Origin of the sequence: Sphingobacterium cellulitidis, from assembly GCF_043187465.1 — a bacterium.
GTDB lineage: Bacteria > Bacteroidota > Bacteroidia > Sphingobacteriales > Sphingobacteriaceae > Sphingobacterium > Sphingobacterium cellulitidis.
Window position 1 is genome coordinate 2,193,723 of the sequence record NZ_CP171136.1, and the last position, 26,669, is coordinate 2,220,391.

Consider the following 26,669-nt stretch of genomic DNA (forward strand, 5'->3'; position numbering starts at 1 on the left):
AATACTTCTAAAAAGGCGTTAGGAAAATTTCTTAACGCCTTTTTTATTTTGATTACTGTTAATAGGAGGTTAATAGGATAGGAATCCTATTTTTATTGTAAAAAAGTAAATTTTGTTGTAAAAAGATAGGTTAGCGTTCTTTTCTTTTTATTAATTTTAGCCAATTCAATACTGTTTGCAAAATCTACCAACCAAGACAGTTATTACGCTATACACTAACTATGAATTAATATAAATGGATAACCAATCTATTATCGAGGAGGGACATATTCATCTCAGTGAAGGGATTCAGGAATTTGGCTATTTATTAATTACAGATTCTGCATTTACCATAATCGCCGGAAGTGAGAATTGTGAAAAGTGGTTAGGGGGTTCATTTTCCGCTCAATTAGGCAATAATTTATGGGGAGTATTGGAACTATACTTTTCCAAATATGTAAGGAGTATAAGGATTGCCGTTGACCAGGTTATCAATGAGGAAAATGAACGCGTATTGTTGGAGTTAGAGGTCCAAGATGAGCCTTATTACTTAAATATCTATTTATTCCAGGAATCTATTTACTTTGAGTTCGAGAAGAAGTTTGAAGATCCCAATGTATTCTTTCCAAAATTCGAAATTGTAGATAAGTTATTATCAGCAAGTAAAGGGAAGATATGGGAGAAGGTGAGTTCTTATATTTCGAAAATCAGTGGGTTTGATCGGGTTCGTGTATTTCAATATGTGGGGGAAGGAGACGGATTGATCGTTGCGGAATGTATTGAAAGCGATGTTTTAGAAGAGCTTATCGGGAGTTATTATCCTGATATGGACATCTTTAGACATGCCAAGAATATCCATTCTGTGAATTTTCATCGCTATACAGCAGAGGTTAATGGCAGGACAATCAAGATTATTTCGAGAGAGAATTATAAAACAAACCTATCCCAGACCAATATTCGGATGATATCTCCGGTTCATGCATCCTATTTGATCAAAGATGGGGTTAATTCAAATCTGAGTGTTTCGATTCAGATTGATGGGAAATTATGGGGTTATATATTTTGTCAAAGTAGGAAAAGGAAGAAAATAAACCTCTTAAAAAGGGAGGCCATTGTTTATTTTATTCAAATGGCGATCAATAAGTATTCGGAGGAGCAAAAAAGCAAAATCAAGGAATTCCATGATGATATCAGGAATTTTGAGCTACAGCTGAAGGAGAAGCTATTATTAAAGAATAATCTCGTCCATTCCTTATCTGAGCTTGAAAAGGAGCTTTGCTACTATACAAAATCAGATTCCATGGTGATTCTGATCAATAATGAAATGTATTCTAGTAATATATCAATTGGTTATAATAAAATATTGGAAATCAAGAATTTGATATCCAGAATTTCAAAAGGTACTGTTTTTTCAGATTCTGAATTTGTATTAAAATACGGGGCACAGCTAGACTTAGATTCAGAGCGTTTTGTTGGATTAGCATCCTTAAATGTAGATTTAAAAGAGTCTTGCAGTATATTTTGGTTTAGGAAAGAGGAGGAATTTTACAGAAAATGGGTTTCCAGGCCAAATACCCAAATTGATAAGCAAAGAAGTAATGAAATTTTTGAGCATGAGAATCATCCGAATTTGGATATTTGGCATCAACGGATTTTTGGAACCTCAGCAAGTTGGGAGGAGAGTGAACTATTTTTTATCAAGAGGCTAGGTGACATCATCCTTCAAAGTGCGAAGAATTTTTCGCAAGAGCTGGACAAACTGAATAAGGAAGTTGGCAATTTAAATCGCGCCTTAGACAATTATGCGAATACGGTGAGTCATGATTTGAAAAATCCTTTATCGGCGATAAATCTTTCTACTCAGATGATTTTGCAAAGGCCGGATATGAAAGAGGATTTGCGTCAAAAGATGTTGATTAATACCAAGGAAGCTGTTGACGTGATTTCTGAATTGTTAAAGAGTATCCATGATTTTTCGAAGGTTAAGGATTTCGAATACCAGATGGAGGCGGTATATGTGGATGAGTTTATCCAGCAGATTGTGAATTTCAGCCAGTTAAGGTATAATGCACATCGTACGAAGGTTCATTTTGGCCAAATTTTGCCGGTTTATGGTGAAAGGAGTATTATATATCAATTATTACAAAATTTGATAGCCAATGCGATTAAATATAGTGCCAAGGTTGAATCCCCTGTTGTTGAGATATTCTCTTACCATAAACATGAGTTTGTGTGTTACACAATTAAGGACAATGGGATAGGGATAGCGAAGGAGGAGTTGAGTTCGATTTATGATTCATTCAAGCGTCTTTCCAATGCAAACAGTTTTGAGGGGACCGGTTTAGGGATGACGATTGTGAAACGAATTACGGATAGACTACGGATAAAGATAGAGGTTGAGAGTGAGATTGGGGTAGGGACAAGCGTTCATTTATTATTCCCGAAAGAAATTGGTTCCTACTAAGTTAGGGGAAATCGGAAATAGATAATTTTAATAGCTTAAAAGCTCGTTTAAAAAAATTATATTTGCGAATTAAATTGAAGGCATAATAACCTATATGAAGCATATACGCAATTTTTGTATTATCGCACATATCGACCATGGGAAGAGTACTTTGGCCGATAGATTATTAGAGTATACCAATACCATTACCCAACGAGAGGCACAAGCTCAATTGTTGGATAATATGGATTTGGAACGTGAAAGAGGGATTACGATTAAGAGCCATGCAATCCAAATGGAGTATACCAAAGATGGACAAACGTATGTGTTGAACTTAATTGATACTCCGGGTCACGTAGATTTTTCTTATGAGGTATCACGTTCGATTGCAGCCTGTGAAGGTGCATTATTGATTGTAGATGCTTCCCAAGGTATTCAAGCACAAACTATTTCCAATTTATATTTAGCATTAGAACATGATCTAGAGATTATTCCAATTTTGAATAAGATGGATTTACCTGGTGCCATGCCTGAAGAGGTTAAGGACCAGATTGTTGAATTAATTGGAGGGAAAAGGGAGGATATTATTCCTGCATCTGGTAAAACAGGTATGGGGATTCCAGATATTTTAGCTGCTATTGTGGAACGTGTTCCTGCTCCGGTAGGAGATCCGGATGCACCATTACAAGCTTTGATTTTTGACTCGGTTTTTAATTCATTCAGAGGGATTATGGCTTATTTCAAAGTTGAAAATGGAGAAATTCGTAAAGGTGACAAGGTTAAGTTCGTAGCTACCGGCAAAGAGTACTTTGCTGATGAAGTAGGTACATTAAAATTAAACCAAGTTCCGAAAGAAGTAATCAAGACAGGTGATGTTGGTTACATTATTTCAGGGATCAAGGAAGCACGAGAGGTCAAGGTAGGAGATACTATTACAAAAAAGGATCGTCCATGTTCACAGGCTATTCAAGGCTTTGAGGAAGTTAAGCCGATGGTATTTGCGGGTATTTATCCTGTAGATACAGAGGATTATGAAGAATTGAGGGAATCTATGCACCGCTTGCAACTGAATGATGCTTCGCTTGTATTTGAGCCGGAGTCATCAGCTGCATTAGGTTTTGGATTCCGTTGTGGATTCTTGGGAATGCTTCACATGGAGATTATCCAAGAGCGTTTAGAGCGTGAGTTTGATATGACCGTTATTACTACGGTTCCAAACGTTTCGTATTTAGCCTACTTGTCTAAGGATCATGAGGAAATTGTGGTTCACAACCCTTCAGATTTACCAGATCCAAGTAAATTAGACAGTATTGAGGAACCTTATATCAAGGCAAATATTATTACCAAAGCTGAATTCGTAGGACCAGTCATGTCTTTATGTATTCAGAAACGTGGGACTATCATTAATCAATCGTATTTAACATCAGATAGGGTAGAATTGGTATTTGAGATGCCAATGGGCGAGATCGTATTTGATTTTTATGATAAGTTAAAGACCATTTCAAAGGGCTATGCTTCATTTGACTATCATCAGATAGGCTATAGACAATCTGATTTGGTTAAGTTAGACATTCGTTTAAATGATGAGCCGGTAGATGCGTTATCATCATTGATTCACCGTAGTAATGCTTATGATTTTGGTAAGAAGATTTGTGAGAAGTTAAAGGAGTTATTACCAAGACAGCAGTTTGAGATCCGTATTCAGGCTTCGATTGGAGCCAAGATCATTGCGAGGGAAACGATTTCAGCATTACGTAAGGATGTAACAGCGAAATGTTATGGTGGTGATATTTCCCGTAAGCGTAAGTTATTGGAGAAGCAGAAGAAGGGTAAAAAACGTATGCGTCAGGTAGGGAATGTTGAGATTCCGCAATCAGCATTTATGGCTGTTTTGAAATTAGATTAAGAAAATCAACCTATTTAATATATCATGAATTTATTGGACGGTAAGGAAGTATCAACCAAAGTAAAAGAAGACATTAAACGCGAAGCGGCGGAATTGACTGAGAAGTTAGGCCGTAAGCCTCATTTACTTGCGATTCTCGTGGGGAATGATGGCGGAAGTGAGACTTATGTGGCGAGCAAAATGAGAAATTGCGAGCAAGTCGGTTTTGCTTCGACAAATCTTCGTTATGATACGGACATCACTGAAAAAGAGTTAATCGATAAAATCAAAGAAATCAATGCTGATGATAGCATTGATGGATTAATTGTACAATTACCACTTCCTAAACATATTGATCCCGAAAAGATTACAGAAGCTATAGACTACCGCAAGGATGTTGATGGATTTCATCCTATCAATTTGGGTCGTATGCAGCGTAATTTACCATGTTTTATTCCTGCGACTCCATACGGTATTATGTTGATGTTAGAACATTATGGCATTGATACATCGGGCAAGAAAGCTGTAATCGTAGGGAGGAGTAATATTGTTGGTTCACCAATGAGTATTTTACTTGCGAGGAATTCAAATCCTGGAAATTGTACTGTAACCCTAACCCATAGTAGAACAAAGGATTTGAAGTCTGAAGTTTTGCAAGGGGATATTGTTGTTGCAGCCATTGGCAAGAAGAATTTTGTGACTGCAGATATGGTAAAAGAAGGTGCCATCGTAATTGACGTAGGTATCAATCGTGAGACTTCAACAGAAACTAAATCAGGATTTAAACTATTTGGAGATGTTGATTTTGAAAATGTTGCACCCAAAGCATCTTGGATTACGCCAGTACCAGGAGGAGTTGGATTAATGACTATTATTGGTTTATTAAAGAATACCCTTGAGGCTGCAAAAGGGACTGTTTATCCTAAAGGATAAGTAACTGATTTATAAATATTATTGAAGAGCTTCCAATTTTGGAGGCTCTTTTTGTTTTTCTGCACAAAAGAATAAACTATTTGAGCTATCTGTTAGTTATAAAGCTATAAAAGAAAGTTTATAACCTACAGTGCCATGGCAAAATTGGATACAGTAAAAAATAGAGATATTTTGGAAATGATTAACCAAAATAATGAGAATCTAAATAAGCTCCACGATATTGTTCGAAAATCCTTTGTAGAGGAAAAATTGATAACGGAAAATTTGATAAATCCGACGGATGAATATCTTAACAAGGGTCAGATGATATCTGACAAGGTAGCTCGTTTTGGGGGGAGTTGGTCCTTTATCATGATATTTACTGGAGTTCTTATTGTTTGGATTATCTATAATTCGATGATGGCCAAACAGGATCAATTTGATCCGTATCCATTTATTTTAATGAATTTAGTGTTATCTTGTTTAGCTGCATTGCAGGCACCTATTATTATGATGAGCCAGAATCGTCAGGAGGAGAAGGATCGGAAGAGAGCGGAGAATGATTATTTGGTCAACCTAAAGGCAGAATTGGAAATCCGTAGTTTACACAAAAAGATTGATGTATTGTTAGAGGAGGAGATTAAGCAATTATTTGATTCACAGGTAAACCATTTGAAATTATTGAAGCAACTGTCAGAACATGTTGATCAAATGGAAAAGGAACTCAAACAAAAGAAGAACCCTGAATAGTTTAATAGGTAATAAATAGTTGATTAAAAAAATGGTATAAATATTGTATCGAAGCATCTAGTAGATTAATTTTAACTAAATAATTACACAAACAAATAAAAACATGAAAAAAATCGCGGTATTAGCAGCAGTTGCATGTGCTATTTCATTATCAGCATGTAACAATAATTCATCAATGGACAAAAACAATGATGGAGATACTACAGTTGGTGAGAAGTTAGATCATTCCATTGAGACTACAGAGCAATCAGTTGATGATTTAAAGGCAGATATGAATGCTGAATTGGCCAAAGCAGAAGAGAATGCGAAGAAAGCACAAGCAGATTTAGATGCAGCAGTTAAGAGTGGAGACAAGAAAGCACAAGAGGCAGCACAAAAAGCATTAGATGATGCAAATGCAGCTTGGGAAAGAACGAAAGAAGCCGCTAAGAATGCAGGACAAAAAATTGAAGATGGTGTTAACAATGCTGTAGATGCAACTAAAGAAGCTGGTCAAAAGACTGGTGAAGCTATCGACAAGACTGCAGAAAAAGTAGGTGATAAAACCAAACAATTATCTGAAGACGCTAAGAGAAAAGCGGAAAATGTTAAAGAAGCTTTAGAAAACTAATAAAATCCATTTTATATAAATGGTAATTAAGTTTTTAATGAAAGCGCCAATTTAGTTGGCGCTTTTTTTATGTTTAAATTGTATTTAATGCTGTATATTGCTAGATATGGGTATAAATATGGCTTGGGATAAAATAGAGATTATCAATTATTGTCGAACAAAGTGTGAGAAAAGAATTATTGAGATTCAATCAGCGATGGATTCGGCTCAAGATGCTATTTTAAATGATACGAAGAGTAGTATGGGCGATAAATATGAAACCTCACGTGAGATGGCTCAACAAGAGATTAGTAGACTTCAAACCCAATTGCAACAGGCAGAGATTGATTTGGATAAAATCAATAATTTAAATATCGAACCTTCCGAACATGTAAAAGTAGGGAGTATCGTTATCACTGATCAGTTTGATTACTTTATTGCTATTTCCATTGGTGCTGTTAAGATTGGTGAGAAGAGCATAATGGTGATTTCGAAGGAATCACCAATAGGGAATTTACTATTTTCAAAGAAGGTAGGAGATGAAGTTCAATTTAATGGAAAGACCTTAAATATTGAAGGAATAATCTAAAGGATTGATGTTAAATCTATTGTTTATCGGTCATAGCTGGTTGGTAATTGTTAAATTATTAAGAAAGAAAGATTTTTTGTTACAAATTACAATAAGCTGTGGGATAGAGTTTAAGGGGATAAATGCTTAGAATTCCAAGGAGGGGGGCATTTGTATAGATTGATTTACAATAAATGAAAAAAATATTTATCAAAACTATTTAGCTCTAATTTTTGTTTAGCTTTAAGTATTATTTACCAACAAAAACACGGTTTTTATGAATCTTAAAAAAATCTTAACTATTGCATTAGTTTCAGGTACATTAATGACTGGAACAATTGCGTGTAAGTCCAAAATTTCGGACGCTGATTTGAAGGCTAAAGTTGAAACAGCAGTTCAATCCAATCCTGGGGTAACTGTTGAGGTAAAGGATGGTGTTGTTACCTTAAATGGTACGGCCAATTCTGAGGATGAGAAAGTTCAAATTGAAAATGCGGCAAAGGCTGCGGACAGCAAAGGGGTTAAATCAGTAATGAACAATATTGTTGTAAACACGATGCCTCCTGTAGAGATCAACACGAACGATGCTGATCTTACTACGAAGGTTACTGAGTTTACGAAGGATTTCCCAACCGTAAAAACTGCAGTTGCAGATGGGGTTATTACAGTAACTGGGGAATTAGAACAAGCACGTGTTCAAGCATTAAAAATGGGATTAGATGCATTGAATCCTAAGAAAGTTGACATGTCAGGATTAACTGTTAAATAATAAGGACTATGAGTTTACAATCAAAATATCAAGTATTAATAGATACTGCGAAAGCATCAGGCATGTCAGACTTGGCAATTGCGGAACAAGATGGCGTATTGCATATTCAAGGAACAGCAGCAAGTGCTGATGTAAAAAACAAATTATGGGATATTTATAATCAAATTGACCCTAACTTTTTATCGGGCGATGTAGTTATGAATGTTGATGTATCATCTGCTGTTGCAGGTTCACAAGTACGTGTTATTACTGAAAGCAGTAATCTAAATATTCGTAAAGGACCTGGAACGGATCAACCTATCGTTGGGAAAGCTGCTAAAGATGAAGTTATTACTTTAATTAGCAGAGCGAATGACCAATGGTGGTTAGTTCGAACTAAAGATGGTGAAGAAGGATATTGTTATGCTCAGTATCTTGAACCTATTAGTTAATACGTATTAAGAAATAAAAATAAATGCCCATTATTAAAATAATGGGCATTTTTATTTTTTTTTAAAATTTTACAGCTGAAGGGAAACGATATTTCCTTGGCTTCCAGCGAGGTAAATGATTTTTTTATTGTCTGATAATGCGATTACATTAAAACTTTCTTTAGAGATGTTTTGCCATGTTTTTCCAGCATCTTTGGAGATATCTGTTCCGGATGTGCCAGTTGCAATCAAAGTTTGCGCATTAATATATTTAACACAAGAGCGATAACCAAATACAGGGATTTCGGGTTTTTCCCATGAAAGTCCGCCATTAAAGGTCAATAAGATATTATTGCTATTATTTTGATCTTCAGTATAATTCCCACCTACCACAACGCCAATTCTTTCAGTAAGGAAGTCGATTGAGAAAATGCCTGTGCTAGCAGAACCGGACCAAATAGGCACATCTTGAACATCCAATTTACTTTCTTTCTCACTTCTTTTCATCAAACTGGAATACGATCCGCCAGTTCCAATATATAGCCAATTATTTATGACTTGCAGGGATGTTCCACTTGCTGCAAAAGCAGCTTCACCAGGTTCTGCAAATAAATGGATGGCATTGGTAACATCTTTCCAGGACTTTCCTTTATTTGTACTTTTTAATAATTGAAATTGTCCATCAATTGGATCTCCTAAAATATAGCCTGTTTTACCTTGAAAATCCATTCCATCCAAGAAAATTTCGGGGTTTTCATTTTTATAGACTTCAGTCCATGTTTTGCCGGCATTTTTGGTGTGAAGGACTATTGCTGGAGCTCCGGCACTTACAATTACGGCTTCCTTAGCGCTAAAGACTTCAATATCACGGAAGTCAAATTTTTCATAACCTTTCGGAGATACCCAAGTCCAAGTTTTCCCTTCATCCGTAGATCTTCCAACCATTCCGTTGCTACCACTTACCCAAACTACATTATTCTTATAGGTTTCCAATCCTCTGAAACTAGATTTATTTTCAGTAGAGAGTGGGGTGAATTCTTGAGCCTGCATTTGAGTTGTCAGACCACATATTGCTAGAAATAAGAGTAGATTTTTCATAATTCCAATCGTTATGAAAGTTGTTTCATCAACTCATCAAATTCATTTCTCAGTGCTTGGAGTTGTTCTTCCAGTTGGCTAACTCTTTCTTCTAAAACAGTAATGGCCGAATTATTAGCAGGAGCAGAGGGAGATGAGTTTTCATCCTCATAGGAATCTTCATCAAACTCAGCGAACAAATGAATATATCGAGCTTCTTTTTGACCAGGTCGTTTAGGGAGTTGTTTGATATAGTTAGGTTCTTCCGAGCTTAATTTATCAAGTATTTCAAAAACTTGATCTAGATTTTCAAATTCATATAATCTTCCGGAGTTTGTATTTAATTCACCGGCAGTCATAGGTCCTCTTAAAAACAAGAGACAGATAATTGCGAGTTCTTGGGGTAATAAGGGAAATTGGATTGCTAGATTATGTTTGTATTTGGTCACTCTGCTTCCACCACCTACGACAGTAGAAATAAGTCTTTTTTTTCTTAATGTATCTAACACTTGAATTACTGTTGATTCATCATACTGGACAACCGGTTTTCTTGATGTTTTTTGGTTACAAGCTGTTAATAGTCCATTTAATGTCAATGGATAGTATTCAGGAGTTGTTTTAGATTTTTCTAACATAGATCCTAATACTCGGATTTCTTCTTGACTAAAGATTGGTATTGATAAATTTTCTTCCATAAAAGCGTAAATCGTGAATTTTACTAAATATACAGATTAATAAAGGAAGAGGAAGATAAAAAAAACAGCCTATTCAATGAATAGGCTGTGGATATTTTTGGGGAAGGCTGATTTAGTTTTTAATAAGATTTGAGTTTTTGATTACTCTACATCCATAAACTGGGCAATTTCTTCCCTTATATCAGCTGGTAACATCATATAAATTTCTTTCTTTAATGTTACTTGTTCTCCATGAATTGTTGAGATTTTACCATCATAACTAATAATTGATTCAAATCCTCCGATAAGCCATTTACCATCAGTTTGCAAATAATTACGATGTTTCTCGTCTAATTTTTTTAATTCTTTAATAATTTCTTCACTATTAAAGTTTTGATTCTTTACCATATTAAAAAATCCTCTTTTTTAGCAGATCACAACTTGAAATGGAAAATTAGGTTTATACCCATTCTCAGAAATTCAAATTATTATCTAATGTTAAACAACTACGGCAACGAATATGAAAATATTGTGCCAATTCTATACAATTTTGGTTAAAAAATTTATAAATAATTTAAGGTTAATAGGTTGCGAATATATTATCTATTTCCTTAACCAATATGAACTTTTTGATATATTGGGTTCATAATAGTGTTTTCATTTTTATAAATTAAGTGTACTGTCCTAAAATTTCATAATAAAATGTATGTTATAATTAACAGATATTTAAATAAATTATTATTGGAAATTGAGGAAAGTTTTTTAGTCTTCCTTTTCTTTATATGCTGAATATAAGGCAGTAAAGGGAGGTTTAATTGAGACTGCTATGAGCCTTTTTTTCTTTTCATCTGTAAAGTAATGATTATTCTTAGTTAGCCCTAGATATTCATATCGTTCTTCATAAAATTTCAGGAGGTAATCAAGATTAGTTTTCTCCAACATTTTAAATTTTAAAACAGCGTAAGTAGCTTTTCCACCTTGGAATAAATAATACATTGTTTCAATTAAATCGGAGTTTGTATCATAACTTAATACATCATTTTTATCGATTATCACTTTTCTTTTTTCTAGGCTGGTTATTCGGTTTTTAGTCTTTCCATAAAAGGAGACAGGTTCAGGGATATCAGTAATATTGGGTATTACTTTTATTTCTAGGGAATGGTTTTTATCATCAATTTTTGCGGAGATTTTAGTTTTGCCAATATGATGAGCAGTAAAAGTTCCATCATCCTCAATTGTACCTACAAATTTTTTGGATGATTTCCATGCTGAGATTTTTCCTTTGGATGTAATTTGGATGGTATTGCCGACATGTAATTCAAGGGACTTTTGATCGAATCTGTATTCTTGAAGTTTATTATCCTCTAGAAGTTCATCTTTCTTTACACAGGAGCTTTGTATTGATGAAATGAAAAGGATGATTAAGAAGGGGAAACTTTTATCTATTGCCATGCTCATTGGATTTTGCTCAAAACTAAAGTTAATATATTAACCTGTAGTTAAAATTATAATAAATAAAAATTTTGCCTTTGTTTTTGTTATTTTTAAAGAGGTTGCATAATGAAAAACATTTCAAAATAATTTACGATGGGAGAAAATGAAAAGATTCTGAACCTTATTCAGGATTTGATGAAGAATGATATTTTGGCAGATTTCTTAAGGGATTATGATTTTTCGGTTAATCTTTTTGGCTTAAAGATTTCAGATTCAAGGCATTTATTTTTAAGGTTATCACAACCGAAAGATGATATAATACTATGGTTACAGGAGGAATACATTCCAAAAATGGATCATACCGGGAATTGGATTCAGTATCCCGCAATTGAAAATCCACGAGTTGAAAGGATTGAACCTTCCACTAAGTATATACCTACAGATTTAAACTATGGAGAATTTGTAAATAATTTATTAGGATTTTTCGATCAATTAAAGGCTTATAAAGCTAGTCATCTTCAGAATGTTGACTTAGATCAGCTTAACCGAAGGATTGATGAAATGATTCAAGAAATTAAGACCCTGAGCGGATTAAACCAATAAGGTCAAAAGTCATTTTTCGCAAAAGAAAAAAAGCTACTAATTCTTGAGTAGCTTTTTTCTATATTATAATGCTGGATTATTAGCATATTCTTTCCAGACATCTTGGATTGACTTTCCGAGAGACTGACTAAAGAAGTCATTATAGTTTGTTCCTTGGATCAATGCACTGTTTAATTGCTTAACAAAATTCTTGTTTTTATGCGTTTCTATCCAAAGCAGGAATCTACCTGTGATTCCATAACTTCCATCGTAATTATGTTCAGGTTTATAATCCTGGAGGGTCCAAGGATCAGGATTGTCTATTCCATAATGGTATCTCACATTATCTGCAATTCCTTCCACTAGCCATCCCGGTACATTCCCCTTGTAATCTTGTTGAATATGATGCATGGTTTCATGAACCACCACATCGCCATCCTTGGGATTTCCTTCCATATATTTATATGCAAAGACCACTACATCACCAAAGGCATATGCTACGCCGTCATAGGTAGGGTCTATAATAAAGTAAAGTTTGCGTTTTGCCTTAGGATTGAAATCAGTAATTAACTTTGGATAAACGGTAAAGAATGTATTTGTTAATCTTTCTTGATATTCTAACTGAGTCTTTGAAGAGTGATTAATGAAAACGAGTGAAACATTATTTTTGGTTAGACTATCAATTTTCTGAAGCGGTTCTTGCTTTTGACTAGAAGGGGGCATTTGTCTTAATCTAAATTCAGAGGCTTGGAACATATTATCATTATAAAGTTTAGTTATAGACCATTTATAATGGGTGAATTTTTCCTCGTTTTTAAAATAGAAGCTATAGGTATTATTTCTTTTTCTGAATTGCATTCCCATGTGGCTATCTAATTCTTTCCAAGCTTTTCCATCATTAGATCCATAAAATTTCCAATCCATGGGGTCACGACCATCGAAATCATTTCCGGTAGTAAAATCATAGGATGCGACTAATTTAGCTGAGTCGAATTGAAAAGTAATATCAAGACCTTTGAAGTTTTTTGCTAGGAATTTGGTATTTAGGTCGCTATCGGTCAATTTTTTTGAGCCTTCAGCTCCATTAGGTCCATCTTGGTTTTCAATACTTACCCTAACTGTTGCTTCGGCAGTTATGTCTTTAATTGGGATTTTCTCTAATTCGGGGTCTGGGATATGGGTATCATCGATGTTATCTTTACTACAACTGCTATATAAAAGAATGCACAAGAGTGATACAATCAGGGAAAACCTGTTTATTTTCATATTTCGCATATAATTTAAAGTTTAGTTTATAAAAGAAGTAAGTATTTTCATAATGTTAAAATAACGTATAAATCAGGAAGTTGTTATGTAGGTTTTCAGCTAAATATCGTTAGCTATTCAAAAAAATTTAGTAATCGGCTTAAAACTATAATTTAGGGCTATTTTTTCCAGATTATTTTTTATTTGTAGCGGTTCGATGGCAAAAATGCTAAATATGGTTTAGCAAATATTATTTTGATTAATTATGTCTTAAAGCTTGAAAATTCCCTGTTATTAAACTTTTGCAAACATCTAGCTACAAATAATTTTAATGTGAGGTTCCTATTATGTCAATATTAAATAGTTATTAAAATTTGTTCTAATTTTGACCATTATGATATTAAAAGCTATGAAACAGTTAGGCATATTATTGTTATTCGCGGTATTATTTATCTCATGTGAAAAAGACAATGGGGTAGTTCCAGAGAAATTAAAAGAAACAGTTGTTACTGATTTAAAGGGTAAAGTGTTTTCAGCATACCAGGCACAGATGGTAACGCAAGGAGAAGGCGCGAAATTAGTTGATCCAGAGAATGCATTCTTTACCAAGATGGAATTTGTAGGTAATGTCGTAGAACTTACCAGAGCGAACAATACAAAAAGTAGATTCGGATTTGAAATTAATAATGCAAACCGTAACTCTGAAGAGTTGCCAGATGTATTTTCATTAGCAATGAAATCTAACTACAATAATTTCTACATTTATTTAAATAGAGATTATTCAAATGCTACAATTATATTAGGTGAAGGAAACAAGAGTTATAGTATTAACTTAAAACCGTAATCGAAATAAATTTTTTATTGGAAGCCCAATCTATCTTGTAGATTGGGCTTCTTACTTATTAATCAATTCCATTTAATAATCCCAGCCTACAAAGCGTTGGGTAAGTTTTTGATTCTCTACCACCCAAACTACATAATTTGTACAGGCCCCATCTCCAATTTGTTGACTGGCATAATACACATTTCCATCTTTATAGTACTGGAAGTTGTCCGAAGCATTGAATATTCCCAAAAGGTATTTACCTGGGATTTCGATTTGTTGTTTATTGACCTTTACCTCAGCTTTGCTAATTGCCTTTTTGGGCAAGCCACAATCCGCTAAATAATAATAAATATTATTAATGGATTTCACGTTGGTATTGCCATTATCATAATAGCTAACCTTGTATTTACTTGCTGAGAAAGATTCAAGTGTGTAGGTTATTTTAAAAGTCTCCTCATTTACTTTTTGAAGGTCCTCCAAATTCTTTAATTGGGATTTATGGACATATCCATGATCCATCTCTAAGTTCTCCTCATAAACAAGGAATGAAAAAGGTTTGTCATTATAGAATAGGACTTTCCTCCAATTGCTTTGTTCCGATGGAAGCTCTTCCGTTTGATCGATTAAAATTACAGTATGGTTTTTGAGTTTTGCTTTAATTTCAGCATTGGCATTTGGGGCGATCCTGATATTTGTGTAACCTTCTTTGCTTTTGATAATGTAAGGTTGAGCTAATAATTTATTAGAAATAATCATCAAAAATATAAGTAGGAAGGTTGAATATAGAAATTTGATGTTTTTCATATTATGATTCGATATAGTTTGTTCATTTTAGAATTTATTGCAATTTATATCAAATGGATTGAAACTGAATATTCTACCTATCTACAAATTGTATACAGTTCAAAAAATCATTCTTAAAACATTTTAGTTGGTTTATGCTTCTAATACTAGGCTTTTAGGTTGAAATAGGCTAAATTTAGTGGAGAGAACAAATATTTATGGATCATAAGCATATATATAATAAAAATGGCGTTTGCGAAATATGTAGTCAAACGATGAAAGTTTATAAAAATGCCAATGCCGATGATTTATTGATCGGAACAAAAAATCAAAGAAGTCACGAGTTCATATCTAAAGTTGATAACCATAAAACTGAGGATGCGACAGAAGAAAAACATGATCATGTCCATTCAGTTGATGATGACCATGATAACGACCATGACCATGATCATAGTCATGAAGTCAATGGAAGCACCTTAGATTTATTTAAACCTGCAATTTTCAGTTTTGTCTTTTTGATTTCAGGAATATTATTTGATTTTGTTTTCCATTTTGATTGGTTTAGTGGCTGGGTTCGATTGGTTTGGTATCTAATTGCCTATTTACCTGTTGGGTTTCCAGTATTAAAAGATGCCTGGAAGAGTATTCAAAAAGGCAATTTCTTTTCTGAATTTTTCCTGATGGGTATTGCAACCCTTGGGGCATTTGGTATCAAAGAATATCCTGAAGCTGTAGCTGTAATGCTTTTTTATGCTGTTGGCGAGGCCTTCCAAACTTTAGCTGTATCAAAAGCGAAGGCCAATATTAAATCACTATTGGATCAGAGACCTGATGAAGCTTCAGTTATGGTAGATGGTAAGATTCAGGTTGTAAAAGCCATTGATGTTAAAATAGGGGATGTTGTACAATTAAAAGCAGGAGAAAAGCTGGCACTAGATGGTAAGTTATTAAGTGAAAGCGGTTCTTTTAATACAGCAGCACTTACTGGTGAGAGTAAGCCAGATACAAAATCTAAAGGTGATACAGTTCTAGCGGGGATGATCAATTTAAATACTGTTTCAGAAGTGGAAATTACCACGGAATATGAAGACAGTAAGTTGAGTAAGATCTTGGAAATGGTACAACATGCTTCAACGCAGAAAGCACCCACGGAACTCTTTATTTCAAAATTTGCAAAAATATATACTCCAATTGTTGTGTTTTTGGCAGTAGGCATAGTTTTACTTCCATATTTTTTTGTTTCTGATTATGTTTTTCAGGATTGGTTATACAGGGCATTGATTTTCCTGGTTGTTTCTTGTCCATGTGCGCTAGTGATATCTATTCCATTGGGATATTTTGGTGGCATTGGGGCAGCTAGCAGGCATGGGATTTTGGTGAAAGGTGGAAATTTTCTAGATAGCCTGGCGTCGGTTAACCATGTTGTAATGGATAAAACAGGTACGATGACTGAGGGTGTTTTTAAAGTGCAGGATGTCATGTTTTCTGCTGATTTCAATAAGGAAGAAATACTCTCATATGTAAATGAAATTGAGAGTAAAAGTTCGCATCCAGTTGCAACTGCGATCCATGAGTATGTTGGCGAAGTAAAAGGAAATATTGATTTAGGGCAGGTTGAGGAGATAGCTGGGCATGGATTGAGGGCTAATATTGATGGGAAGGAGATTTTCGTAGGTAATTATAAGTTATTGGATAAGTTTAATATTTCCTATCCAGCGGATCACAAAGCAATTGTATTTACTACTATCGCTGTTGCTATGGATGGTCAATATATTGGATATATCAGCATTGCAGATCAAATAAAAGCTGGGGCAGCGGAAACTATTCAAGCTTTACATGCTGAGGGGATAAAAGTTACGATGTTAAGTGGCGATAAAACCACTGTTGTGAAGGAAGTTGCTAAAGAATTGCAGATTGATTCAGCATTCGGGGATTTGCTGCCTGAAGATAAAGTAGAAAAATTAAAAGCTGTAAAGGAAAGTGATAAGATTGTAGCCTTTGTTGGGGATGGAGTGAATGATGCGCCTGTAGTAGCCTTAAGCGATGTTGGGATTGCGATGGGGGGATTAGGATCTGATGCAACCATTGAAACTGCAGATGTTGTTATTCAAGATGATAAGCCGATAAAAATCCCGATGGCTATAAAAATTGGAAGAAAAACCAAGAGAATAGTTTGGCAGAATATAGGGTTGGCCTTTGCAGTGAAGGCAATAGTTTTGATTTTAGGGGCTGGGGGAGTGGCAACCATGTGGGAGGCAGTCTTTGCAGATGTAGGTGTGGCTTTACTAGCCATATTAAATGCCGTCAGAATTCAACGAACAGATTTTAATAAGGATTTTGATAAAACTTAATAATTAAGGAGCAGTAATAATATCTGCTCCTTAATTATTCTAAAATAAATATATTCAGGATTAATTGATGCTAACCCCTACATTTCCATTGGGTTGAGAATGATCATATTTATAAAGATTTTTAACGACCAATGACGTCCCTTGATTATCTTTTATTTCGTAAGTATCTGCGTGTAAATCATAATTGATGGAAAATATGGTGGTGTTTCCTTGAGTAATAGTTGATTTAGCTCCCCATGTTCCGCGATTGGCTAATTGTTCATTTCCATTATTATCTGTAATCTTAAAGATATTGGACTTAACCTTTGTTACCTCTGCATAATTTCCCATGTTATCTGAGATTTTATGTCCAGATTTAATTTTTTCGATTTTTAGATGGTAGCCTGATTCTGATTGAACTTCTTGTAGATTTAATAGCCAATCGAGTTTAAGAGTAAAAACTTCATTATCTTCATCTCTCACTACAAATTGATCTTTATTTTTTTGAAAGGAAGACAATGAAAAACCATCCCCATTTCTAAATCTGAGAAAACCATTATTTACCATTTCTAAATCCGCTTGGTAGCCATCTAAATCTTCTAATTCCAATATGTCATTCCAAATATTTGAAAGAGTCAAAAATTGGCTCTTTGAGTAGCCGAAATAACCATCAGAAGAGAACAGCATCATAAGATTAATGAAATCTTTTTGTTTCGGAAAAAGATTCCTCAAAGGGAAATTAATAGCTTTTTGTTGTACAACTCTTTCAAAAATTTTGTTGTACTTCTGCATGTTAACAGAATCTGAATTCACCTGTTTTGATGGTTGAGCAAATAAGTAGCATGACGTGATAATAAAGAGAAGCGATAGTATGATGTATTTTTTCATGAATTGGAATTTGATTTGATAATTTTCGACCAGCAAATACGAAAGATGCTTGTTTTAAATTTGGACTCAAACAAACATCAATAGTTTAACTTAGACGTAAAATTATGACATCGGGGTTGCCTGAATCAATTCTTTTGCATTTTTCTTGGTTCCCCAGTTAAAAATATGTCTTACCGTCGAGGAGTGATAAGGTATTATTGCTATAATAATGATTACTAGAATGTTAATAAATATTAAGTAAAGATAAAGGTCATGTAATCCCAATAAATTCGCTTGCTTTTGAAAATTGGAAATAAAGTTTCGATCTAATATTTGTCCAGAATCGATTACTTCAGCAAGTCTAGTTTGATGTATCAATTGGAGCTTATTAAACCAATTACTGATGATACTAGACCAAAATACAGTAACAAAAAATGTTCTTACCAACAAGAACAACACGATACTGTGAAGGAAAGCCTTCCCATTAACATTACCTGCCAAATAAACTGCAGTTGCAATAAAGGAAATTATTATTGCAATACCCCTGAAAATAATGGGTAAGATTAGGTATTCCAAAGGCGTTTGGATATTTATCAGGTTATAGATCAGGATATTTGAAATCAGATAAAATATTGCTGAAACCAAAAATATTGCCTTACATTTTTTGGTTTTCCTGAAATATAGATAGACGATTATGCTGCCTAGAAGATAGCCGAATAGGACATAAGCGTTGATTTCAGCTTGTTTGGTTGGATTAGCTGGCAAGATGATGTTCATCAGGTTGGTCAACAAACTCGTATTTGCATAAAATATTCCCAAAATAAAGATGGTGATGAGGGTCAAATATGTTGCTTTGTTTTTTATAGCTGAAAAGCTGATTATTTTTCTTTTCTTTTTGAAATTCCTGTTGAAAAACATAATAAAAAAAATGATGGTCAATACTATTGCCAGGATAATGCTTTTGCTGTTCAACCAATTATTTTGAAGACCATAACTCGCTACAAAAGAAAAGCAAAGAAAGCTTGCTGCCAATAAAATGGTTCCCAACCAATCGTATTGGAAGAGAGGTACTTTTCTGATAGATTGGGTTTTAAAACAAGAAATGACAAGAAGTAAAGAAAGCAACAACATCATATTCTGAAAGGTATAGCCTAGTTCCCAATAGAACTCCTTAGCTAGATAAGCAGTGATTAATCCACCTAATATTGGAAAAATTAGGTTCATTGGGTAATAGATGGCATACATTTGATATCGTTCGCCGGTAGGCATGAGGTATGGCATCAATTCAGAAATCAAGGCCATGATTAAAATGATTTTTACGCAACCAAAGACAAACATCAGCATAACATTCACCAAAGGGACTTGATTATATTGCAAGGTCAGGTTGATGGCCATTAATAGTAATAAACAGAATATAAGCAGCCTTTTCTTAGGCATATAAATCGTAAGCCTAAAGATTAAGGAGATAGAGCACACCATTCCAGCGCAATAGGCATACATTGCCATGGATAAATCTGCTGAATTGGTTGCTTGATCAGAAATGATATAAGGGTAGATACTATTTGGGATACCGTTGCAAAAAGATAGACTAATCGCTATGATTAACAGGATAGTCAATTTAAATTGGCTTGGTATCCAATCACGAAACAGACTATTGCTCATTTATATAGAATTTACAACGACATTTAATCCAACCATCAATTTCTTTAGGTCTTCCTCTTTATTATCACTGGAAAACTCAATACGAACAGGAATTCTCTGTTGGACCTTAACAAAATTGCCAGTACTATTATCTACAGGAATACTGGAGTATTTGGATCCTGTAGCTTTAGAAATCGCTTTTATTTCTCCTTGAAAAACGGTGTTGGGAATTGCATCCACTGTCAATTTTACTTTTTTACCAAGGGCAACTTGCTTCATTTGATTTTCAGTATAATTAGCAGTAACCCATTTTTGTTGATCTCTGACAATATTGAACAATTGTTGACCAGCTTGTACCAATTGACCTTCTTCTAAGGTAACTCTTCCAAGAATACCATCGTACGGTGCTACAATTACAGTATAGGATAGGTTGAGTTTTGCAAGGTCTAAGGCAGCTTTTGCTCTTAAGATTGCGGCCTCATTTATACCAGTTTTTCTACTTGTTTCCTGCGTGGTTAGGTGGGATCCTACTTTTTGCGCGGTTAATGCTTTATATTTTGCTTTTAAAGATTCATAGTCTGTTTTCACTTGTTCATATTGATAGACTGCGATCGCATCCTTATCCATTAATTCCTTGAACCTTTTATAATTTACTTCAGCGTTTTCTAAACGAGTTTTCAATTCTTCAATATTAGCATCGGCAATGTTTTGGCTATTGCGGGCAATTTCAACCTCTATTCTTACGACAGAATTTCCGGCACGAGCATCTGCTAATGCAGCTAAAGCATTTTCGACCTGAATTTTGTACTCATCATTTTCCAGAATTACAAGCGTATCACCTTTATGAACTGTTTGATGTTCTTTGAAGCGGATATCTTTTAAGTAACCTGTGATTTTTGTGCTCACTGGATTGATATGTCCATCTATTTGAGCATCCTCGGTATATACGCTGTTGTTTAATTGGAAATATGTGGTTAATCCCCACGCAATGGCACCTAGGATGATTAGAATTGAAAATAGATTTATTGAATATATTTTTAGTCTTCTTTTTTTCTCTTTAGGACTAATAGCTTGTTTATTTTCAGTATTCATTAATTATTATCGATTTTATATTTTATTAATATTAGTTTGATATTGAACTATTATGTTATAAAAAAACACTATTCAATAGCGCTTTTAATTAACCTGAGTTGATTACTGATTTCAGAAATATCTTTGATTTGAGAATTCTTAATAATTTTTTCATACAATTCTTTCTGGACAGGTTCAAGTTGAGCATGATAATCCCAACCCTTTTCGGTCAACACAATTTTATTATTCCTTCGGTCAGTAGGATCGGGGATTCTTTGTACCAGATCTCTTTTGCAAAGGTTGTCTATAAGGGGTGTGACACTGGCTTTGCTTTTTTGAACTTCCTCGGCAATATCTTGTTGATTTACTTCTTTTTCTCTCCACAGAACAGCTAATACCTGGACCATTTCATAAGTAACATCCAATTCTAGTTCTTTAACTTTTTGAAAATAAAACTGTTTGATTGCCACTCTTAATGAGATTATGTCTCGGATTAATTGTTGAACGACTTTATGTTCTTTTGCCATCTTTAATATTTTGAACAAAGTTAAACATTAAACAGTTAAACATCAAACTAATATTGTAAGGTTTTTGCAATTTGTAATGAACTATTCGTTTTAAATAGGGTCTATAATTACCTTTGCGGCATGAAAAACAAAATTCAAGAGATCAACGACTTTATACAAGCAGAAAGAGCCCAGCTATTAAATCATAAACTTTATCATAAAATTCAAAGAATCTCTGATTTACAAAAATTTACGGAAGGCCACGTGTATGCAGTTTGGGATTTCATGTCCTTATTGAAGGCTTTACAAGTAAAACTTACCTGTACTACTATTCCATGGTTTGCAAGTCATTCACCTGTAACACGGTATTTAATAAATGAAATTGTATTGGCTGAGGAATCAGATGAATATATTGATGGTACCCGATTAAGCCATTTTGAAATGTATATTGATGCCATGAAAGGTCTAGGTGCTGATATTGATCCTATTTACAATTTGATTCATAACCTTCAAGCAGGAATCAATATTAAAGATGCACTGGAGAATAGTAATCTAGATCAAAGAATTATCGATTTCTTAAACTTTACATTTGACATTATTCAAGCCGGTGAAACCCATAAAATAGCTTCGGCATTTACATTTGGGAGGGAAGATTTAATACCAGATATGTTTACCTCTATCTTGAGTTCATTAAAAGAACAATTTCCGGAAACTGATTTGACCAAAATAGTTTACTATTTCCAGAGGCATATTGACCTGGATGGAGATGAGCATGGACCACTAGCCATGAAAATGATTATTGAATTGGCGGATAATGATGATCTAAAGTGGAAAGAGATGGCGGAAACTGCAAAACAAGCTTTACAATATAGAATAGGCTTGTGGGATGCTATTGCCGATTCCTTATAGTTGAAATTCATTACATAAAAAATGGGCTTATGATTTATCATAAGCCCATTTTGTGTTTTTAAGAACTATTTGTTCTCTACTACTATTTCACCCAAATCTTTGGTTTGACCAATACTAACATTTACATTTTCCAAAGTTTTAGGAAGGTTCGATATCAATATCAATTACTTCGGTTCCCCTTCCGTGATAATCTTTATATGGTTAATATACAATAGGATTTGATCATAATACCCAGGTGCATCAGTGATTTTAATAATTCGTGGAGTCTTCGTTAAATTATTATTTTATAAAAATAGGCTTATCTAGCTTAATAGCAATACGATATGCCGCATTCATAAGACCTACATGGCTGTAAGCTTGCGGAAAGTTACCCCATTGGCTACCATCATCTTCATGTACATCCTCAGAAAATAATTTTAGCGGATTTCCATAAGAGAGTAGCTGTTCAAAAGTTTGCTGAGCCTCTTCCAAACGACCAACACATGCCAAGGCTTCAACATACCAAAACGCACATACCAAAAAGGTAGTTTTTGGTTTACCAAAATCATCTTTATGCAGATATCTATAGAATAATCCATTTTTACCCTTTAGTTCTTTTTCTACTGCTTCCAAATGTTTTTTCGCCCTTTCAGAACTAGGATCTAAGTAGTTCATCATGATAAGCTGCAGGGTGCTGGCATCCAAGTTAGAACCTTCATCTGAATTTCTATATACTTGTGTTTCTGGATCATAGCATTTCTCGATATATTCGGCAGCTTTATCCATCAAAACTTTAGCTTGTTCTTCAATGTCCTTATAGTTGTTTTGAACCGCGATTTTTAATGCAGCAGACGCTCCTGCCCATTGGAATAGGTTGGAATAAGCATGATGGTTGGCAATATTTCTAAATTCCCATATTCCAGCATCTTTTTCATCAATGGTCATTTTTATCTTTTCAAGAATATATTTCAACCATGATTTTGCATCCTTTCTTTCATCCATTGGGAACCTGTTATCTGTGTAAAGAGGAAGTAAAGCAATCATTGCCTGGCCATAGACATCATTTTGGATGTGTTCATAAGCTTGATTTCCGATTCGGACTGGTTTATTTCCACGATATCCTTCCAAATAGTCTAAAGTAGTTTCAGTCAATATTTTTCGGCCTAGAATACCATATAAGGGTTGCAATCTTCCGGAGTCTGATTGGGTAATATTGGTAATATAATTCGCAAATTCTTCAAGTTCATCGAACTTACCGATATGGCTCAATGCTGTTAATACATAATAACTATCCCTTACCCAACAATACCTATAATCCCAATTTCGTCCTGAACCTGGTGATTCTGGTAGACTCGTTGTGCTGGATGCAATTATTGCTCCTGTATCTTCATATTGGTGAAGTTTAAGGACTAATGCAGAACGGATGATGTGTTCTTGATAAAAATTAGGAATATTAGCTTTTTTAGTCCATCTTCTCCAATAGATTTTGGTCTTAATCAAAAACTCCTCAGCGGTTTGCATTAAAGGGGCTTCGAATGTATTACCGTAGGAGAGGATCATATATTTCTTGTCCGACAAAATAAAGTTGCCTTCTTCCTGATCAAAGAAATGACTAATGGGAATATTAGTGGTTAAGCGCATGTGTTCTTCAGCATGCTCGAATAAAATATGGTTACTTCCCCTAAATTTTTTGAAATCGTCTTTTCCATAATTCGCTTTAGGATGACAGTTTACACGTACGGAAGGATTTCCATACAGTGGTTCAACAATCCTAATCAGCATTAAGGGCTTATAATATCGATCATACTGAATAAATCTGGGCGCAAAATCAATTACTCGAAATCCCGAATGCTCACCTTTGACCTCAGTGACTAAGATATTTGTATTTTCTAGATAATATTGATTCGAAGTGATATGACTGTCATCTAGGCGAATATTAAATTCACCACCTTTTTCTGTATCCAACAGGCATCCAAAAATAAAGCTGTCTTCGAAAGTTGGCCAACATAACCAATTTATATTCGTGCTTTTATGTACATGTGCTATAAAATTGCAATTTCCAATAATCCCACTATTATAAATGTGTCTTTTATCCATATATTTTTTATTCTATTTATTTTCTCCTAAAGATGAAAGGAGTTCAATTACTTCTTTATGGTTTTCAACGTAATATTTAGCATGAGATTGTTTATCTCCGACTTTAATTGTAATACTATTTTCAGGTAGGGCAATAAACATATCTTCATCTGTTGCATCATCACCAATACATAAAATGAAGTCTGGCTCTATTTCTTTCACCATGTTTACAGCGGCCTCTCCTTTATTGACAAGCTTATTTTTTATCTCAATGACCCGATCACCATTAATGATTTGCAATTCCAAAACCTGGTTTATGTGTCTTAATTCTTGGAGAAGTTCTTGGGCTTGTCTTAACCCAAATGCTCTTTCTACCTTTCTGTAATGCCAAGCTAAGGAGTGTGACTTTTCTTCAATTGATGAACCTGCAGTTCTGTCTGTAAACCTTTGTAAAATTGGAAGGACCTTTGTTTTCCAGGTATTGGTCAAGCCTGGGACCAGATGCCAATCATGATTTGGATAATTACTCCAAATGCCATGCTCTGCAATCAGAAAATAAGGTTTTTTGCTAAACCAATGTTCTAGATTCGTGTATTTTCTTCCTGAAATTATAGTGATCAGGTTTTTAGGATCTTGGCTTAATTTATCTAACACATCATAAACATCTTCGGTAGGAATGGCTTTATCAGCATTTTTATTAAATCCAACCAATGTTCCGTCATAATCCAAAAGGATAAGTCTTTTACTACCTTCTTGGTATTGGGACTTTATTTTTTGCTCAACTTTTTCACGTACCTTTCTCGATAATTCTAATTGTTGTTGATGTTTTATTTCTTCCAAACGCTGCATGAAAAGATTAACCCAATGATGCACTGTATATTTGGAAACGATTTCCTGGCTGGCATGCATGCGTTCATCTTGTTCCTCCTGATCCATACGGATGGCTTCATACAAGGTTCTGCTCGTGCGATGTACCGCATAAGGATTAATAACTAAAGCATCGGATAGTTCCTTGGAGGCTCCAGCAAATTCACTTATCACTAAAACCCCACTGGTCTCTTGTTTACTTGCAATATATTCCTTTGCCACAAGGTTCATTCCATCGTATAATGAAGTTACCCAACAAACATCAGCAGCTACATATAAAGCAGATAAAACAGGAAATTTCAATGAATTATAGAAATAAGCGATAGGTTGCCAGCCTGGTTTTCCATACACCGAATTAATATTGCCAACTTTCCGGTCAATTTCATTCCTTAGCTTTTTATATTGATTAACCTGATCTCTTGAAGGAACAATGAGCATATATAAAACGATCTTTCCATGCAATTCTGGATGATCATTTAAGAGGATTTCAAAGGAGGTTAACCTTTGGATGATTCCCTTACTATAATCTAAGCGATCAACGGATAGGATTATCTTTTGCTGATCATATAAAGATTTTAGCTGTTTGCTATATGCAACTGTTTCTGTTGAAAGAGCCTGGTTTTTGTATTTCTCATAATCAATACCCATTGGAAAAACATCGACCAAAATGGTCCTTCCCTTTATTTTAAGGTTATTGATATTATTTTGGAGGTTTAGTATTCCTGAGCAAGAATCTAAAAAGTTATCTACATTCTCATACGTGTGAAAGCCTATTAAATCAGAACCTAATAAACCCTCAAGGAGTTCATCTCGCCAAGGAAGCATTTTGAATAATTCAATAGGAGGAAAGGGGATATGATGAAAATAACCTATACTACAATTATCAATAGCCTCTCGAATAAATTTGGGGACAAGCATCAGTTGATAATCATGTACCCATACTCGAGTATGTTCCTTTATATAAGGTAAAGTAGCATCAGAAAACTTTTTGTTTACTTCTACATAGGAAAGCCAAAACTCTTGTTTCAATTCTACGTAACTAGGTCTATAGTGGCATAATGGCCATAATATAGCATTTGAAAAACCTTCGTAATAGCCTTTTATTTCCTTTTCTGTGAGGAAGACTGGGATTAGGTTTAACTTTTTAAGTTCTTCCCGAATAAGATCTTCTTCTTCCTTATTCTTTGGAATAATTCCTGGCCATCCTATCCACCAAGAGCCATTTTCTTTATAAAAGGACCCTAGACCTGTAGCTAGGCCACCCTCACTGGGCGTAAATTTAAGTTTAGACTTTTTGCGTTCAATTTTGATGGGTAATCGATTCGAAATGATGAGAGTTCCCGAATCAAGTATGTCTGGATTGTGTAACATATGTAACCATAATACAACCCAAATGACATTTTGTTTTAATTATTTGTTTAAACATTTGGAAACTATTAATATTATTGGCCTGGAAAAATTAAATAATATTTAAATTGACGTAATGCAAATTTAATA

24 protein-coding genes are annotated in these 26,669 nt (G+C 34.3%); 12 read left to right on the forward strand and 12 right to left on the reverse strand.

Going from position 1 to position 26,669, the window contains the following annotated elements; genetic code table 11:
- The first annotated feature begins 235 nt into the window (after positions 1-235).
- From ACF3OC_RS09730 to ACF3OC_RS09765, 8 genes are all read left to right on the forward strand, one after another.
- Positions 236-2,443 (forward strand): ATP-binding protein, encoded by a 2,208-nt coding sequence (locus ACF3OC_RS09730; RefSeq protein WP_094281661.1) that lies wholly within the window; start codon positions 236-238, stop codon positions 2,441-2,443.
- 94 nt (positions 2,444-2,537) lie between these two features.
- Positions 2,538-4,328 (forward strand): translation elongation factor 4, encoded by a 1,791-nt coding sequence (gene lepA, locus ACF3OC_RS09735; protein ID WP_094256347.1) that lies wholly within the window; start codon positions 2,538-2,540, stop codon positions 4,326-4,328.
- Positions 4,329-4,352: 24 nt separating this feature from the next.
- Positions 4,353-5,240 (forward strand): bifunctional 5,10-methylenetetrahydrofolate dehydrogenase/5,10-methenyltetrahydrofolate cyclohydrolase, encoded by an 888-nt coding sequence (locus ACF3OC_RS09740; protein WP_094256348.1) that lies wholly within the window; start codon positions 4,353-4,355, stop codon positions 5,238-5,240.
- A 135-nt stretch (positions 5,241-5,375) separates the two neighbouring features.
- On the forward strand, positions 5,376-5,969 hold the full coding sequence (locus tag ACF3OC_RS09745; protein ID WP_094281663.1) for a DUF1003 domain-containing protein: 594 nt from the start codon (positions 5,376-5,378) through the stop codon (positions 5,967-5,969).
- A 103-nt stretch (positions 5,970-6,072) separates the two neighbouring features.
- On the forward strand, positions 6,073-6,579 hold the full coding sequence (locus ACF3OC_RS09750; RefSeq protein ID WP_094281665.1) for a hypothetical protein: 507 nt from the start codon (positions 6,073-6,075) through the stop codon (positions 6,577-6,579).
- Positions 6,580-6,697: 118 nt separating this feature from the next.
- Complete coding sequence (locus ACF3OC_RS09755; RefSeq protein ID WP_144043731.1) at positions 6,698-7,147, forward strand: hypothetical protein; 450 nt, start codon at positions 6,698-6,700, stop codon at positions 7,145-7,147.
- Between the two features lie 256 nt (positions 7,148-7,403).
- The gene (locus tag ACF3OC_RS09760) at positions 7,404-7,895 is read left to right on the forward strand and encodes a BON domain-containing protein (protein ID WP_094256352.1); all 492 of its coding nucleotides are present in this window, start codon (positions 7,404-7,406) and stop codon (positions 7,893-7,895) included.
- Positions 7,896-7,903: 8 nt separating this feature from the next.
- Complete coding sequence (locus tag ACF3OC_RS09765; protein ID WP_094256353.1) at positions 7,904-8,326, forward strand: SH3 domain-containing protein; 423 nt, start codon at positions 7,904-7,906, stop codon at positions 8,324-8,326.
- A 69-nt stretch (positions 8,327-8,395) separates the two neighbouring features.
- Here the strand turns inward: ACF3OC_RS09765 and ACF3OC_RS09770 are convergent, their stop codons facing one another.
- From ACF3OC_RS09770 to ACF3OC_RS09785, 4 genes are all read right to left on the reverse strand, one after another.
- Positions 8,396-9,403: a YCF48-related protein gene (locus tag ACF3OC_RS09770; RefSeq protein ID WP_094281669.1), complete on the reverse strand. Its 1,008-nt coding sequence runs from the start codon at positions 9,401-9,403 to the stop codon at positions 8,396-8,398.
- A gap of 11 nt (positions 9,404-9,414) precedes the next feature.
- Positions 9,415-10,077 (reverse strand): YceH family protein, encoded by a 663-nt coding sequence (locus tag ACF3OC_RS09775; RefSeq protein ID WP_392471545.1) that lies wholly within the window; start codon positions 10,075-10,077, stop codon positions 9,415-9,417.
- A 141-nt stretch (positions 10,078-10,218) separates the two neighbouring features.
- Entirely contained in the window at positions 10,219-10,464 is a 246-nt protein-coding gene (locus tag ACF3OC_RS09780) for a hypothetical protein (protein ID WP_094256356.1), read from the reverse strand.
- A gap of 354 nt (positions 10,465-10,818) precedes the next feature.
- Positions 10,819-11,508: an Ig domain-containing protein gene (locus ACF3OC_RS09785; protein ID WP_392471547.1), complete on the reverse strand. Its 690-nt coding sequence runs from the start codon at positions 11,506-11,508 to the stop codon at positions 10,819-10,821.
- Positions 11,509-11,643: 135 nt separating this feature from the next.
- Here ACF3OC_RS09785 and ACF3OC_RS09790 point away from each other — a divergent pair, with 135 nt between their 5' ends.
- Positions 11,644-12,093 carry a hypothetical protein gene (locus tag ACF3OC_RS09790; protein WP_094256358.1) on the forward strand — a complete coding sequence of 150 codons (450 nt, stop codon included), beginning with the start codon at positions 11,644-11,646 and terminating at the stop codon, positions 12,091-12,093.
- Between the two features lie 63 nt (positions 12,094-12,156).
- Here the strand turns inward: ACF3OC_RS09790 and ACF3OC_RS09795 are convergent, their stop codons facing one another.
- Positions 12,157-13,338, reverse strand: coding sequence for a basic secretory protein-like protein (locus ACF3OC_RS09795; RefSeq protein WP_179221510.1), 1,182 nt, complete (start codon positions 13,336-13,338; stop codon positions 12,157-12,159).
- Between the two features lie 373 nt (positions 13,339-13,711).
- Here ACF3OC_RS09795 and ACF3OC_RS09800 point away from each other — a divergent pair, with 373 nt between their 5' ends.
- Positions 13,712-14,161 carry a hypothetical protein gene (locus tag ACF3OC_RS09800; protein WP_094281679.1) on the forward strand — a complete coding sequence of 150 codons (450 nt, stop codon included), beginning with the start codon at positions 13,712-13,714 and terminating at the stop codon, positions 14,159-14,161.
- 72 nt (positions 14,162-14,233) lie between these two features.
- On the opposite strand, the gene ACF3OC_RS09805 is transcribed toward ACF3OC_RS09800, so the two are convergent.
- A complete protein-coding gene (locus tag ACF3OC_RS09805; RefSeq protein WP_144043733.1) occupies positions 14,234-14,947 on the reverse strand; it encodes a hypothetical protein in 714 nt (237 codons plus the stop codon).
- A gap of 254 nt (positions 14,948-15,201) precedes the next feature.
- Here ACF3OC_RS09805 and ACF3OC_RS09810 point away from each other — a divergent pair, with 254 nt between their 5' ends.
- Positions 15,202-17,277: a heavy metal translocating P-type ATPase gene (locus ACF3OC_RS09810; protein ID WP_256962570.1), complete on the forward strand. Its 2,076-nt coding sequence runs from the start codon at positions 15,202-15,204 to the stop codon at positions 17,275-17,277.
- A gap of 60 nt (positions 17,278-17,337) precedes the next feature.
- Here the strand turns inward: ACF3OC_RS09810 and ACF3OC_RS09815 are convergent, their stop codons facing one another.
- From ACF3OC_RS09815 to ACF3OC_RS09830, 4 genes are all read right to left on the reverse strand, one after another.
- On the reverse strand, positions 17,338-18,144 hold the full coding sequence (locus tag ACF3OC_RS09815) for a hypothetical protein (RefSeq protein WP_392471552.1): 807 nt from the start codon (positions 18,142-18,144) through the stop codon (positions 17,338-17,340).
- 102 nt (positions 18,145-18,246) lie between these two features.
- Positions 18,247-19,785, reverse strand: a complete 1,539-nt coding sequence (locus ACF3OC_RS09820) for a hypothetical protein (protein ID WP_392471555.1) — start codon at positions 19,783-19,785, stop codon at positions 18,247-18,249.
- Positions 19,786-20,856, reverse strand: coding sequence for an HlyD family secretion protein (locus ACF3OC_RS09825; RefSeq protein ID WP_094281689.1), 1,071 nt, complete (start codon positions 20,854-20,856; stop codon positions 19,786-19,788).
- Between the two features lie 68 nt (positions 20,857-20,924).
- On the reverse strand, positions 20,925-21,362 hold the full coding sequence (locus tag ACF3OC_RS09830) for a MarR family winged helix-turn-helix transcriptional regulator (RefSeq protein ID WP_392471559.1): 438 nt from the start codon (positions 21,360-21,362) through the stop codon (positions 20,925-20,927).
- Positions 21,363-21,482: 120 nt separating this feature from the next.
- On the opposite strand from ACF3OC_RS09830, the gene ACF3OC_RS09835 reads away from it, so the two are divergent.
- On the forward strand, positions 21,483-22,250 hold the full coding sequence (locus ACF3OC_RS09835; protein WP_094281693.1) for a DUF3050 domain-containing protein: 768 nt from the start codon (positions 21,483-21,485) through the stop codon (positions 22,248-22,250).
- 279 nt (positions 22,251-22,529) lie between these two features.
- Here ACF3OC_RS09835 and ACF3OC_RS09840 read toward each other — a convergent pair whose 3' ends face one another.
- A complete protein-coding gene (locus tag ACF3OC_RS09840) occupies positions 22,530-24,326 on the reverse strand; it encodes a glycoside hydrolase family 15 protein (RefSeq protein WP_094281695.1) in 1,797 nt (598 codons plus the stop codon).
- A gap of 12 nt (positions 24,327-24,338) precedes the next feature.
- Positions 24,339-26,543, reverse strand: a complete 2,205-nt coding sequence (locus tag ACF3OC_RS09845; RefSeq protein ID WP_392471563.1) for a bifunctional alpha,alpha-trehalose-phosphate synthase (UDP-forming)/trehalose-phosphatase — start codon at positions 26,541-26,543, stop codon at positions 24,339-24,341.
- Positions 26,544-26,669: the final 126 nt, after the last annotated feature.